The sequence below is a fragment of the Idiomarina zobellii genome, from assembly GCF_900100855.1.
In the GTDB taxonomy this organism is placed as follows: Bacteria; Pseudomonadota; Gammaproteobacteria; order Enterobacterales; family Alteromonadaceae; genus Idiomarina; species Idiomarina zobellii.
The window spans coordinates 324,124-337,602 of sequence record NZ_FNCB01000001.1 but is presented as its reverse complement, the minus strand read 5'-3'; the positions used below and the strand labels follow the sequence as shown (position 1 = coordinate 337,602).

The 13,479-nt window shown below is 46.9% G+C and carries 14 protein-coding genes and 3 tRNA genes; 8 read left to right on the top strand and 9 right to left on the bottom strand.

Annotation, left to right across the window (positions count from 1 at the left end):
- Positions 1-31: 31 nt before the first annotated feature.
- Together BLT32_RS01605 and BLT32_RS01600 are read left to right on the top strand one after the other, a co-directional pair.
- Positions 32-250, top strand: a complete 219-nt coding sequence (locus BLT32_RS01605) for a DUF2061 domain-containing protein (protein WP_053952550.1) — start codon at positions 32-34, stop codon at positions 248-250.
- Entirely contained in the window at positions 180-713 is a 534-nt protein-coding gene (locus BLT32_RS01600) for a DUF2919 family protein (protein ID WP_074668856.1), read from the top strand. The genes BLT32_RS01605 and BLT32_RS01600 overlap by 71 nt, the downstream gene beginning before the upstream one ends.
- On the opposite strand, the gene BLT32_RS01595 is transcribed toward BLT32_RS01600, so the two are convergent.
- Positions 710-1,573: a DMT family transporter gene (locus tag BLT32_RS01595; protein ID WP_053952549.1), complete on the bottom strand. Its 864-nt coding sequence runs from the start codon at positions 1,571-1,573 to the stop codon at positions 710-712. The genes BLT32_RS01600 and BLT32_RS01595 overlap by 4 nt on opposite strands.
- Before the next feature lie 102 nt (positions 1,574-1,675).
- Between BLT32_RS01595 and BLT32_RS01590 the strand changes: the two genes are divergently transcribed.
- On the top strand, positions 1,676-2,569 hold the full coding sequence (locus BLT32_RS01590; RefSeq protein WP_053952548.1) for a LysR substrate-binding domain-containing protein: 894 nt from the start codon (positions 1,676-1,678) through the stop codon (positions 2,567-2,569).
- Positions 2,570-2,621: 52 nt separating this feature from the next.
- On the opposite strand, the gene BLT32_RS01585 is transcribed toward BLT32_RS01590, so the two are convergent.
- The 4 genes from BLT32_RS01585 to BLT32_RS01570 form a co-directional block, all read right to left on the bottom strand.
- The gene (locus BLT32_RS01585; protein ID WP_053952547.1) at positions 2,622-2,843 is read right to left on the bottom strand and encodes a TM2 domain-containing protein; all 222 of its coding nucleotides are present in this window, start codon (positions 2,841-2,843) and stop codon (positions 2,622-2,624) included.
- A 97-nt stretch (positions 2,844-2,940) separates the two neighbouring features.
- Entirely contained in the window at positions 2,941-3,561 is a 621-nt protein-coding gene (locus BLT32_RS01580; RefSeq protein ID WP_053952546.1) for an outer membrane protein, read from the bottom strand.
- A 77-nt stretch (positions 3,562-3,638) separates the two neighbouring features.
- Positions 3,639-4,331 (bottom strand): aspartate/glutamate racemase family protein, encoded by a 693-nt coding sequence (locus tag BLT32_RS01575; RefSeq protein WP_053952545.1) that lies wholly within the window; start codon positions 4,329-4,331, stop codon positions 3,639-3,641.
- Positions 4,332-4,412: 81 nt separating this feature from the next.
- On the bottom strand, positions 4,413-5,693 hold the full coding sequence (locus BLT32_RS01570) for an acetyl-CoA hydrolase/transferase family protein (RefSeq protein ID WP_053952544.1): 1,281 nt from the start codon (positions 5,691-5,693) through the stop codon (positions 4,413-4,415).
- A gap of 205 nt (positions 5,694-5,898) precedes the next feature.
- On the opposite strand from BLT32_RS01570, the gene BLT32_RS01565 reads away from it, so the two are divergent.
- On the top strand, positions 5,899-7,737 hold the full coding sequence (locus tag BLT32_RS01565) for a methyl-accepting chemotaxis protein (protein WP_053952543.1): 1,839 nt from the start codon (positions 5,899-5,901) through the stop codon (positions 7,735-7,737).
- Positions 7,738-7,746: 9 nt separating this feature from the next.
- Here the strand turns inward: BLT32_RS01565 and fghA are convergent, their stop codons facing one another.
- Positions 7,747-8,583: an S-formylglutathione hydrolase gene (gene fghA / locus BLT32_RS01560; RefSeq protein WP_053952644.1), complete on the bottom strand. Its 837-nt coding sequence runs from the start codon at positions 8,581-8,583 to the stop codon at positions 7,747-7,749.
- An 11-nt stretch (positions 8,584-8,594) separates the two neighbouring features.
- Positions 8,595-9,713: an S-(hydroxymethyl)glutathione dehydrogenase/class III alcohol dehydrogenase gene (locus BLT32_RS01555; protein ID WP_053952542.1), complete on the bottom strand. Its 1,119-nt coding sequence runs from the start codon at positions 9,711-9,713 to the stop codon at positions 8,595-8,597.
- 131 nt (positions 9,714-9,844) lie between these two features.
- On the opposite strand from BLT32_RS01555, the gene BLT32_RS01550 reads away from it, so the two are divergent.
- On the top strand, positions 9,845-10,714 hold the full coding sequence (locus BLT32_RS01550) for a LysR family transcriptional regulator (RefSeq protein WP_053952541.1): 870 nt from the start codon (positions 9,845-9,847) through the stop codon (positions 10,712-10,714).
- Positions 10,715-10,729: 15 nt separating this feature from the next.
- On the opposite strand, the gene BLT32_RS01545 is transcribed toward BLT32_RS01550, so the two are convergent.
- Positions 10,730-10,805, bottom strand: a tRNA-Val gene (locus BLT32_RS01545).
- A gap of 37 nt (positions 10,806-10,842) precedes the next feature.
- Positions 10,843-10,918 (bottom strand) — tRNA-Val (locus tag BLT32_RS01540).
- A gap of 193 nt (positions 10,919-11,111) precedes the next feature.
- On the opposite strand from BLT32_RS01540, the gene gltX reads away from it, so the two are divergent.
- The 3 genes from gltX (at position 11,112) to BLT32_RS01525 (ending at position 13,416) form a co-directional block, all read left to right on the top strand.
- Positions 11,112-12,518 (top strand): glutamate--tRNA ligase, encoded by a 1,407-nt coding sequence (gene gltX, locus BLT32_RS01535; protein WP_053952540.1) that lies wholly within the window; start codon positions 11,112-11,114, stop codon positions 12,516-12,518.
- A gap of 30 nt (positions 12,519-12,548) precedes the next feature.
- Positions 12,549-13,205: a carbonate dehydratase gene (can, locus tag BLT32_RS01530; RefSeq protein ID WP_053952539.1), complete on the top strand. Its 657-nt coding sequence runs from the start codon at positions 12,549-12,551 to the stop codon at positions 13,203-13,205.
- A gap of 135 nt (positions 13,206-13,340) precedes the next feature.
- Positions 13,341-13,416: transfer RNA gene (locus tag BLT32_RS01525), tRNA-Ala, on the top strand.
- Positions 13,417-13,479: the final 63 nt, after the last annotated feature.

The following is a 13,479-nucleotide window of genomic DNA, read 5'->3' as shown; positions in this document are numbered from 1 at the left end:
GAATAGAATAAAGGTCATGCGGGAGGAATTTATGAAAGACGCAGCGAAAACAGTTTCATTTGGTATTATGCACTTTGCTATCGCATTTAGTGTGGTGTGGTTGATGACAGGCGACGTGGTTCTTGGAGGCGCAGTTGCGCTTATAGAGCCGCTAGTAAATACAGTAGGTTATTATTTTCATGAGAAAATCTGGCAGCGCACAGACAAGCGCCGGACAACAACTGTACGAGAAAGCACGTTACTTGGATAAAGAGGGCAGAGCGAGCTTCCCGCTCTCGCTCCTGCTTGTCATTCTGTTTCAAATGCGAGGCTATGTCGCCGGCATAATTTCTATCACCTTCGCGGAAGACCGCACTCGACTTCTTAAACTCTTCTATACCAACACCGAGCAGTTCGGTGTCATGTTATTGGTGGGCTTACCTGCTTTAGTTGTGCTCTTAGCAACGGCTTTTGCGGCTGAGGACGACCGTAACTGGGCAAATGCTGTTATGCGATTCGCCCAGCCTTTACTGATGCTTTCTTTGCTGGTTGATGCGGTACTTATCGGTTGGCTTTTTGTCGAAAGCTATGGCGCGTTCTCGTTTGGACGTGCCGCCATTGTCTTTGGTTGGTTTATTTGTTTTTGGTATTTATTAAACTCTCGCCGCTGGCGCTTTTACCGAACACATTTGGCCAGCAGAGAGCCTGCTGACCCAACAGCAGAAAAGAGTTAGGCTTCATTACTCGGTGTTTTCGAGCGAGAGTTCATTGTGGTTAGCACCGTTAATGGCACCACAATCAACATAGAGCCGATGTAAAAGCGCATATCGGGTTGCTCCGCAAAGAAAACAACGCCGAAGAATACCGCTCCGAGTAGCCCTGTATACTCCGCGCTGGTTACCTGGTTACTGTCCGCTGCACGGTAGGCATAAACGCAGGTTGCCGCATAAATCATTGAGAATAAACTCGAGCCCACCGCAATGAGCAGAACATTCCAGTCGAACGGGGCAAACTCAATCAGCGCCAGTATGAGGGCGGTTGGAATACCCAGCAAGTTTGTCAGATATAAGGTGTCAATAATGCCGTGTTGCGTCGGTAGTTTCTTAATAAGTAGGTTGTTAAGAGCCAGCGTCGTCGCTACCACCAGCGCCGCTAACGCAAAGATATTGGCACCGGTCGGGTTCAAGATAACCATGACACCCACCATTCCTAACGCAGCTGTGACTAATGAGATAATGGTTACTCTTTCTTTAAATAACAGGCGTGCAAAAACGACCGTGATTAATGGCGCTGCGTAAAAAATAGCGTTAGCGGTTGCCAGCGGTAGCGTCGTTAAAGACACCACCATAAAGACTGTACCAATTAAAAATATGTGCGCTCGAGTTGCGTGCCAGCGCAGGTTTTTAGGCAATAGGGGTCTGCGAAAGTAAAGAATGACCGGCAACAAAATAAGCGTTGCGCTGAGCTGACGGAACAGCACAAATTGAAATGGCGCTTCAAAACCGTCAAGCAGCTTAATCAGAGAGTCAGACAGAATGACCACATTATTGCCAAGAACCAAAAGCAATACCGCTAATATCAGGGAACGATCCATACCAACACCTCCGTTAAACTGCTTGAAAGTGTGAGCATTGTACGAAAAGCCTTTTATAAAATATAATGATATTAAATAATCAATTCATGAGAAATATAGATAATGAGTGTTCCGTTCCGAGCGATACATTACTTTGTGGAAGTGGCCCGCTTGCAGAGCTTCTCTCGTGCGGCCGAGCAGTTACATGTCTCTCAAAGTGCGGTCAGTCATCAGGTTAAATTATTAGAGTCTTATCTGGATAAACCACTATTTGTCCGCAAAGGGCGCACAGTCATGCTTACCGCGGTTGGGCAGAGCTATTTTCAGGAAGTGGTTGGAGCGTTAGAACTGGTTGAAAGCGCAACACGCAATGTGAAAGAAAATGACACGCGTCAGGTACGTTTGGCCATTCACGGCTCATTGGCCGTTAAGTGGTTAATCCCTGCACTTGATGACTTCAGAGAGCGGTATCCAAATATTGATTTAACCTTGCAAATGCTGACTCAGGACGGTCAGTTTGACAGTCAGTGGGCGGACTGTTTCATTACGACACAACCGCCGGGTACTGGGTATCAGCGCTATCATTTGTATGATGAAACATTGAAGCCTTATTGTTCAAAAGCGGTTTGGGCGGAAGCGCATCGCATTACTGACCCTGCTGAGTTGGCTCGTTTTCCTTTGCTTTCAGCAATTTCTGCTTTCGCAAACGGAAAGCCGGGTACCGACTGGCAACGTTGGTTCGAAAAGGTGTCATTACGACTCCCTAAAACCGCAAAAGTGCATCACTTCAGTCATTTATTGTTAGCGGCAGAGGCGGCCAAATACGGTCAGGGCATTGCGCTTTTAAATGAATTTATGACCACCGAAGAAGAACGGAAGAATAGTCTCTTTGAATTGCCTTTTCACAGTATCCGTACAGACGACAGCTTCTATTTTGTCTATCCGTCATCAACCGCAAAAAGCCCGGGTTTAGAAGCATTGGGCGACTGGTTAGTGACGCTGTGCAGAAATCGGTAAGAAGAGAAGCGTGCGCGGGGCACGCTTTATGTCGGCTTTATTGCTTAGCTGCTTATTGCTTAACTAGGCGACCTTGCTTATCGCGGAAGCCACCAACCAAAATAACGATAAAGTCGATAAGCGTCCAAAGACCAAGGAAACCCAGGGTTACCAGCATTAAAATGCCTGTACCTACCTTGCCAACGACAAAGCGGTGAATACCTAAACTACCCAGGAAAAAGCAAACAATCGCTAAAACAACGCGACTATGCGGACTGACTTCTGCAGGATCCATAAAAAGCTCCAATTGTTGTTGTTATATCCTAAGGTGTTAATTAACGAAGAATTAACACCTTAATAATATGCAGATAAAGTTCGCTGATGCAAGCTACTTAGAAAGAATAGCGAACCGAAGCTCTGATACTGTCGATATCAGCGTAATCAAGTTCTTTATAAGTCTCGTACGCGAGTCCAAAAGATAAGCTATTGGTTAGGTGGTAAAAGGCGGAAATATCTAGACGAACAGTTGCTTCATCAAAAGCGATGTAATCGATTTTAGCGTTTGTTTCAATATTAGGCGTGACCATCGATCTAAGACCAATTCCGACACCTACGGCTTTTTCGGAGTCTGATGTAGGCTCAGTGAGTATGCTCGATGTTGCGACTTCTATACGTTCAAACGATGCAGTCGCATACAAGTCAGTGCTGTCAGATAAAGATTTAAATGAACCAATACCCGCTGATAAGTAGTCCAAGTCAATGCTGGCGCTATTGTCTTCTTCTGAGACCGAGCTGAAATCAGCAAATGCGAAGATATTTTTTAAGACTACAAAATCTTGATCAATTGCGACAGAGCCGCCCGCACGAAAACCGTCTAGAGATAGTTCGCCAACATTATCAACACCAAGATCAGTGTCCAGGTAGGACGCTTCAACTTTATTCCAGTTTGGGGAATCGGCTAATGCTGCTGATGGCAGGGTAAGTATGGCTAAGGCTATAGCTGCTTTTCTCATGAGTCTCTCCTTGGTTGAGAAAAGAGTTTACTATACCCTTTAACATATTAAATTTTAAGAATTTTATTATTTTATATTCAAGACTTTAGCATCCAATCAGCTATGGCTTGGCAGTGAACTTCAGTGGTGTCAAACAGTGGCAGTTCAGAGTGTTCCTGCTGAACGAGCAAGCCGATTTCGGTGCAGCCTAAAATAACGCCTTGTGCGCCTTTAGCTGACAGGTCATCAATAACTTTTAGATATTGTTTTCGTGCATCATCAGTAAATTGACCGTGGCAGAGCTCTTTAAAAATGATGCTGTCTATTGCTTTGCTGTCACTTTCATTGGGTGTCAGAACTTTAATACCTTGCTGCTCAAGGCGCTCTTTATAAAAAGGTTGTTGCATGGTGAAACGAGTGCCTAAAAGCCCCGCACGTTCAACCTTGTTTTTTTTAAGGTGGTTTGCCAGAGCATCAACAATATGGATAAGCGGAATGGAAACGGCTGCCTCAATTTCAGGGGCGACTTTATGCATTGTATTGGTTGCGATAACAATACATTCGGCCCCGACCTTTTCCAGTTGTCTGGCTTTAGTCACAAGCGCACTTGCGGCGGCATTCCAGTCGCCCTTACTCTGCATATTTTCAATAGGCGCAAAGTCGACACTGGCAAGTATGAGCTCAGCGCTGTGTAGACCGCCTAACCGCTCATTAATCAATTGATTTAAACGGCGATAATAAGTACTGGTGGACTCCCAGCTCATACCGCCAATAATGCCGACTGTTTTCATCACCGCCTCCGCTAATGTGTATTAAAAGTAGCTTACAGTAGCTAAGGTGTGAAGTTAATTCGCGATTTAGACAGAATTTATCTAGGTTATGTTCAAGCCCCAGTCGTCATAAGCCGCTTTTGCCAGTTCTTCACGGAATTTCGGGTCGGCAATATGAATCAGCTCGCGCGCTCGTTCGCTCATACTTTTAGCGCGTAAGTTAGCGACTCCGTGTTCGGTGACAATGTAATGCACATGGGCGCGTGTGGTGACTACGCCAGCGCCAGGAGCAAGCAGAGAGCTAATGCGCGACACTGTTCCGCCACAGGCCGTTGAAGGCAAAGCAATAACCGAACGACCGCCTTCCGACAAGCTGGCACCGCGCACAAAGTCCATTTGACCGCCAACGCCCGAGTATATTTTAGTGCCAATAGAGTCTGCGCAAACCTGACCGCTCAGGTCGACCTGAAGGGCGCTGTTTATGGACATAACCTGCTTATTCTGGCGAATAACCGAGGTGTCATTGGTGTACTCAACGTCGAGGAAAAACACTTCCTGGTTGTCATCAACAAAGTCATAAAGTGCCTGAGAACCCATCGCAAAAGTGGTGACAATGCGGCCACGGTGCTTACGTTTGCGGCTGTTATTTATGACGCCACGCTCAACCAGCGGTAATACGCCGTCAGAGAACATTTCGGTGTGAATGCCTAAGTCTTTGTGGTGATGCAGGCAAGCCAATGTTGCATCTGGTATTGCGCCAATACCCATTTGCAAACAGTCCCCGTCATTAATAAGGCTGGCAACGCGCTCGCCAATTTTTTGTGTCACAGGGTTTTGCGGTGGCTGGTTGTGAATTGGAATAGGAGCCGATTCTTCAAAGTAGCGATCAAATCGTTTTAAGGAAACTAGCGCGTCGCCATGTGTGCGCGGCATGTTAGGGTTTATCCAGGCAACCACTTTTTTTGCCACTTGCAGCGCGGCCCGGGTTGCTTCAACCGAAATACCTAAACTGCAATTACCGTGTTTATCCGGTGGTGATACTTGAACTATAGCCGCATCCAGAGGTTGCTCGCCCGAGCGAAACAGCTTGGGAATTTCAGACAGGAAAATAGGGACATAGTCGGCTAGTCCTTGATTAACGGCCTGCCGAGTGGAAGCACCAACAAAGAAAGCACGTTGGCGAAGATGTCCTTTAAGCTCAGGGTCACAGAGTATTTCGCTGTACTCCGTATGCAACTGTAACAACGTCAGGTCTTTACGTTGTGTTGCGATCTCTTTCAGACCTTCAAGAAGTTTATAAGGGGTGGCAGCCATCGACTGGCACCAGATGACATCGCCATCATCGAGAATTGACAGGGCTTCTACCGCTGAGTTTACCTTCATTACTGCTTCCTTTTTAAGCGAGAAGTATTGAGCGAGATCAGAAGTATAACCGTTTAACGAATAGGGGTATTTACCCAGTAAGTGATACTTATTTTGCCTGTCATGCAGCTGTCATAAAAAGTTCATATCATTAACAAAATTGATCATTGCGGAATTGTTGACCACTGTCTATTATTCCGCCACTTTTCATTGCCGAGTGTTTGCTATGTCAATTCGTAATAAGCTCCTTTCTGTCGGCTTGGTCGCTACTGGCGCTTTTATTTTACTGCTGGTTCTGATGATGGTATTTCAGTCACAAGTGAGTGACTTACATCGTGCGAGTGAGCTTCGAGAGTCCGTACACAATAGCTTGCTGCAATTGCGCCGTGCGGAAAAAGACTTTCTGTTACGAATGGATAAAAGCTACGCGGAGAAGTTAGATCAGCAGGCAGATGTAACCAAAAAACGGCTTGAACAGCTGAACGCACTGGTTAACGATAAAACTTCCTCTCAATTGATTACACAGTTAGAAAACCAGGTAGAAGGTTATAGCAAAAACTTTGAGCGCTTAGTCAACGCATTTGAGCAGCGTGGGTTAAATGAAAATAGTGGTGCTTATGGCGCGCTGCGCTCAGCAACTCATGAGTTAGAAGAAGCGATTGATACTGCCGGACGTACTGAGCTTTTGGTTACTTTGCTGCAGGTTCGTCGCAGTGAAAAGGACTTTATGTTGCGCTTTGACGATAAGTATCTCGGCAGGGTAGAGGGATTGCTGGATGAACTGAAAAAAGAGTTGTCTGCAACACCTGAGCTCGCGTCAAAGGTTGATGCGTATCGCCGTGATTTTGATCGTTATGCAACGCGCTCAAAAGAGATAGGACTTGATGAAGAGTCAGGAATTAAAGGCGAAGTGAGAGATGTTGCGAGCAATATGGAAGCCTCGCTTGATCAGTTAGATAAACAGCTAAGTGACTTGCTGCAGTCACGTCAGGCAACCATGAAGTGGGTACCTGTCGTTGTATTTGCTGTTATCGCACTCATTGTTATTGCTATGTTGGTCTGGGTGATACGTTCTATTAATAAGCCGCTGAATCAATTACGTAAAGATATGCACAAAGTTCAGCGAAGCAATGACTTAACGCTGTCCTCGGAGAAGTTCCGTGATGACGAACTCGGTGATTTAGTTGATAGCTTTAATGAGTTGCTCACGTACTTCCGTGGTGTTATCCAACAAATAAATCAGTCTGTCGAAACGGTAAATAGTCTCACACAGCAAGTATCTAATACAGTGACTCATACCTCACAAAACCTGGATATGCAGTCGCATGAGGTTGATCAGGTTGCTGCTGCTATTAATGAGATGGGTAGCACGGCACACACTATTGCCAATGACGCGGAAGATACTGCTGAGCAAGTGAACAGTCTGTCTGAACAGGCGACACATGGTAGTACCTCGGTACAGGCTGGTGTTGAGAAAGTGCGTTACCTAGCAGAACGATTGAACAGTAGCGTAACTGAAGCGAATACCTTGGCAGAGCGCAGTGCCTCTATTACACAAATCGTGACGGTGATTAACGGCATTGCTGAACAGACGAATTTGTTGGCGCTGAATGCGGCAATTGAAGCGGCAAGGGCTGGAGAGCAGGGGCGTGGCTTTGCCGTAGTGGCAGATGAAGTTCGTACACTGGCCTCCCGCACGCAGCAGTCTATTGGTGAGATAGAGTCAATTACTAGTCAACTGAACCAGCAAACGCAGGTTATTGTGAAGACCCTGCAAGAGTGTAATGAGCTGGGTGAAGAAAGCGCGCAACACTCGACTGAATCCGATGAACTATTTAATCGCATTCATACTGAGCTGGTTAAAATTAACGACCGCTCGGCCTCTATTGCTACCGCGGTTGAGGAGCAGTCTGCGGTTGTGGATGAAACTGCAAGAAATATTACCCGAGTACGCGACGCTGGCGTGGAAGCGGCAAATGATGCACAGTCAAATGCTGACGCAGTCACTCAGGTTCGTCAACAAACTGAGCAGCTGCGCCAGGCGGTCATCAAATTCACCGTATGACCTGATTTATCATGCCGTTAAGTACTTCGCATGGAAGCGAAGCTGAGCTTCGATAAATGACGAGATGAAGTAATAGCTGTGGTCATAGCCGTCGTGTAAATGAACAGTACCGCCGCCGTTAGCTTCGTTAATGGCGTCTTTTAAGTTCTCCGGTTTTAACTGCTCTTCTAAAAATCCGTCAGCTAAGCCCTGATCAACTCGAATTGGAAGTGTCTGACCTTTAGATTTGATGATCTCAACCGCGTCGTATTGCTTCCATTGCTCGCGATCATCGCCCAAATACGCGCTAAAGGCTTTTTCACCCCAGGGGCATTGTGTTGGGTTGGTAATCGGCGAGAATGCAGAAATGCTGGTGTAGCGGTCGCTGTTACGTAAGCCAATAACTAAAGCTCCGTGTCCGCCCATGGAATGACCTGCAATAGCGCGCTTGTCGTTAACCGGCAACTCCGCTTCGACCAATTCTGGCAGCTCTTTCACAATGTAGTCGTACATTTGATAATTCGACTTCCACGGCTCTTCAGTCGCGTTGACGTAAAAGCCTGCACCTAAACCTAAGTCGTAAGCGCCGTCTGCATCGTCGGCTACATCGTCTCCACGCGGGCTGGTATCAGGAATAATTAAGGCAATACCCAGCTCTGTGGCCACTCGCTGCGCACCGGCTTTGGTGGAAAAGTTTTCGTCAGTGCAGGTTAAGCCCGATAAAAAGTAGACCGCCGGAACCTCTGTTTTCTCTGCGCGTAATGGCAAAAAGACACTGAACTGCATAGTGCAGTTCAGTACTTCAGAGTCATGTTCAAAGCGCAGCTGACGACCGCCAAAACAGCGGGTTTCGCTAACTTGTTTCATCACTGGCTCCATTAATAATGAATGACTGAGCGAATCGACTTACCTTCGTGCATTAGGTCGAACGCTTTATTAATGTCTTCTAACGGCATGGTATGGGTAATAAAGGTATCCAAATCAAACTTACCGTCCATGTATTGTTTAACATAGTCAGGTAGTTCGGTACGGCCTTTAACGCCGCCAAAGGCGCTGCCACGCCATACGCGACCAGTAACCAGCTGGAACGGACGGGTAGAAATTTCTTCACCGGCTCCGGCAACACCAATAATGACGGATTCGCCCCAGCCTTTGTGGCAGCACTCTAACGCGGCGCGCATAACGTCAACGTTACCAATGCACTCGAACGAAAAGTCTACGCCGCCGTCAGTCATGTCGACAATGACTTCCTGAATAGGCTTGTCGTGCTTGGTTGGGTTGACGAAGTCGGTTGCGCCTAGCTCTTTGGCGATTGTTTGTTTTTCGTCGTTTACATCAATGGCAATAATGCGGGAAGCTTTAGCTTGTACGGCACCAATGATAACCGCCAGACCAATACCACCAAGGCCAAATACCGCAACCGTGTCGCCTTCCTGCACTTTGGCGGTGTTTTTAACCGCGCCCATGCCAGTGGTGACACCACAGCCAAGCAGGCACACTTTTTCAAGCGGTGCTTCTTTTGGAATTTTCGCCAGTGAAATTTCTGGTAGAACGGTGTATTCAGAGAAGGTCGAGGTTCCCATGTAGTGATAAATGGTCTCGCCGTCTTTTGAAAAGCGGCTGGTACCGTCCGGCATTAAACCTTTACCCTGAGTGGCGCGAACCGCCTGACACAGGTTAGTTTTACCAGAGGTACAGAACTTACATTCACCACATTCTGCGGTGTATAAAGGAATAACATGGTCACCGACTTCAACTGAGGTAACGCCTTCGCCGACAGATTCAACAATACCGCCGCCTTCGTGGCCTAATACGGAAGGAAAAATGCCTTCAGGGTCTTTACCTGACAAAGTGTAAGCGTCGGTGTGGCAGACACCAGTGGCAATAATACGAACGCGAACTTCGCCTTTTTTCGGTGGTGCAACGTCAATTGTTTCTTCTTTCAGCGGTTCGCCCGGACCCCAGGCAACCATAGCGCGTGACTTAATTGTTTCCATGATGCTTCCTTTTCCTCTTAGACAGTTAATTTAATTACGTAAAAGCATAGCTTAAGTTTAACTTTTTCTCATAAGCAGGTAATCTTATGTTTATACAAATTACTTTTTCATAAATGCAATAATAGGTTGATATGAAAGCTTGGCAGGGAATTAGTGAGTTTGCCGCTGTCGCTGAACGGCAGAGCTTTACCGCTGCAGCGCAAGAGTTAGGGCTGTCTGTCGCACAGGTCAGTCGGAATATAGCTGCGCTGGAGAGTCGACTGCATATGCAACTGCTTTACCGGTCGACCCGCAGTGTCAGCTTAACAGAAGAAGGGAAGCTATACTTGCCGCATTGCCAGCATTTAGTCGCCAGCCTGAGAGATGCCGATCAGGCCATTCAGCAGCGCACACAGCAACCTCAGGGGCTTATTAGAATTACTGCGCCTGTCTATTATGGTGAACGTTTTATAGCCCCGATTTTAAATGACTTTCTGCAAGTTTATGAAGACTGTCGCCTCGATTTGCAACTCACGAATGATCAGGTTGACCTGATTGAAGGCAGTTATGACGTGGCTATTCGACTTGGACAGTTAGGAAACCCAAGGCTAAGAGCGCGCAAGCTTGGTAGCCGACGTCATTATGTCGTAGGCTCTCCGAGCTACTTTGAGCGTGTTGGTGAGCCTAGCAGCATTAATGATCTTGATGCGCATAAGTGCTTTACCGGTACCGTCAAACAATGGCGGTTTGAGGTGGACGGGCGCTCAGAAACTTACCGGCCAGAGCTTTATTTGCATTGTAACAACGGCTTGGCGCTTAGAGATGCCGCGATAAAAGGCTTAGGCCTGGCGATGTTACCGGATTATTACGTCACAGATGCCTTGGCAAGTGGTCAGCTTAAAGAAGTATTAGCCGATTATAGGCAAGCGGATGACGGTATTTGGGCATTGTACCCGGAAAACAGACAGGTTATTCCCAAAGTTAGGGTGCTTTTAGATTATTTACTGGAAAATTTGAAGTAACTGGGAGTAAAAAAATGGTGGTTGCTACTGGGCTCGAACCAGTGACCCTCGCCTTGTAAGGGCGATGCTCTCCCAACTGAGCTAAGCAACCATCCTGAAGGTCTGCAACTAAGGGGAAGAAGGAGAGGTGGTGGTTGCTACTGGGCTTGAACCAGTGACCCTCGCCTTGTAAGGGCGATGCTCTCCCAACTGAGCTAAGCAACCATTCTCACTGTGACACTTCTGCGTCGTTGCGAGGAGGCATTATAGGGATCAGATGAAAACTGTCAAATAAAAATTGCGAACTTTGTATCGTTTGCTGACATTTTAATCATTTCGATTAGCAGATGCGCTGAGCGCTCAGTCTTGATAAACTTGCCGCCATTATTTTTGACCGGTTTAACAGAAAGGAAGAAACATGAGTGTGGTAACGCGTTTTGCCCCCAGCCCGACTGGGTATTTGCATGTTGGTGGTGCCCGTACGGCATTGTATTCATGGTTAGTCGCAAAAGCGCAGGGCGGCGAGTTCGTACTGCGTATAGAAGACACCGACCGTGAACGTTCAACTCAGCCTGCTATTGATGCCATTTTAGAGGGCATGGAATGGCTGGGCTTAAGCTGGGATCGCGGACCATACTACCAGACTCAGCGTTTTGACCGCTATAAAGAACTTATTGATAAGCTTCTGGAAGAAGACAAAGCCTATAAATGCTATTGCTCGGCTGAGCGTTTAGAGAAAATGCGTGAAGAGCAAATGGCAGCGGGAGAAAAGCCTCGTTACGACGGACATTGCCGTGACAACCCGAATGTTGGCGGTGATAAATACGTTATTCGCTTTCGTAACCCGCAAGAGGGCAGTGTGGTTTTCGATGATCACATTCGTGGCCGTATTGAATTCGCTAATACCGAGCTGGATGATTTGATCATTGCCCGTACTGACGGTACACCGACCTATAACTTCTGTGTGGTGGTTGATGACTGGGACATGGACATTACGCACGTTGTTCGCGGTGAAGACCACATTAACAACACACCGCGCCAGATTAATATCTTAAAAGCCTTGGGCGCGCCCGTACCTCAGTACGCTCATGTGTCGATGATTCTTGGTGACGACGGTAAGAAGTTATCGAAACGTCATGGTGCAGTCAGCGTTATGCAGTATCGCGATGACGGTTATGTGCCGGAAGCGGTTGTTAACTATTTGGCGCGTTTAGGTTGGTCTCATGGTGACCAGGAAATATTCAGCCGCGAAGAGCTGGTTGAGTACTTTAAGCTGGATGACGTTAACAAAGCAGCGTCAGCGTTTAATACCGAAAAGCTTAATTGGTTAAATCAGCACTACATGAAAACGTTACCGGCGGAAAAAGTTGCTCCGCAGTTGCAATGGCAGTTTGACCAAATAAGTGTGGACACAAGCAATGGTCCAGCGCTAGAGAAAGTTGTGTCGTTGCAGGCTGATAGGGTAAAAACCTTAAAAGAAATGGCTGCCATTAGCCGTTACTTCTTTGAGTCGGTTGAAGAGTTTGATGAGAAAGCAGCGAAAAAGCATTTACGTCCGGTAGCGAAAGAGCCTTTATTAAAGGCAAAAGAACTGCTTGGAGCAGTGAACGACTGGAATGCTGATAATATCCAAGCCGCTATTAATCAAACCGCTGCTGACTTGGATGTGGGTATGGGCAAAGTAGGTATGCCTTTAAGGGTAGCTGCTACCGGTGGAGGTAACTCTCCTTCGTTAGGTGAAACCCTTGAATTAATACCCCAAAAAACCGTTTTGGCGCGAATTGACCTTGCTTTAGAATTTATAGCTAAGCGTGAGAGCGCTTAATAGAGCGTTAAAACGACCTTAGGATACATCATGCCAGACATTAAGCACTTGATTGAGAACAACAAAGCGTGGGCGGAAGAGCAGGTTCAGAAAGATCCTGACTTTTTTAAGCGCTTGGTAGGGCAGCAGGCGCCGGAGTATTTGTGGATAGGCTGCTCCGATAGTCGAGTGCCTGCCAACCAGATTGTTGGTATGGACCCTGGTGAGTTATTCGTACACAGAAATGTGGCAAACCAAGTCATTCAGACAGATTTTAACTGTTTGTCTGTGATTCAGTTTGCGATAGAAACTCTCAAAGTACGTCATGTATTGGTAGTGGGTCATTATGGCTGTGGTGGCGTCAAAGCCGCCATGGAGTCAAAACCTCATGGTTTGGTTGACCACTGGTTGTATCCTATCCGCGACGTTTATCGTGAGCATGTCGATGAAATTGCGGCTCTGGAAGAGTCGCAAAAAGTTGATCGTCTGTGTGAACTCAACGTTATTGAACAAGTGAAAAACCTCGCCAAGACAAACGTGGTTCAGGAAGCGTGGGACCGCGGTCAACCGCTGACTTTACACGGTTGGGTGTATCGTTTGGATAATGGTTTAGTGAATGACATGAATGTTTCTGTTTCCAGTCGGGAAGGGTTGGAGCAGGTGTATCATGTTTATCACCAAAAACTGCCGGACGGCCTGAAAAAATAGTTTTTGATGAATAACTGAGCGAATTGCCATAAAAATCGTCAAACGGTCGCATTTTTTCAAAAAATAGTTGACACATTAGCTCAGGTCGAAATAGAATGCGCCCCGCTGTCAAGGCAGTCTGTGATTGCCAGGTGCGGGGCTATAGCTCAGCTGGGAGAGCGCCTGCCTTGCACGCAGGAGGTCAGCGGTTCGATCCCGCTTAGCTCCACCAAGTTGTTTTCGGTAGAGCGCCGACAGTAGTTAAAAGTATTTGGTTGCGTCCCCTTCGTCTAGA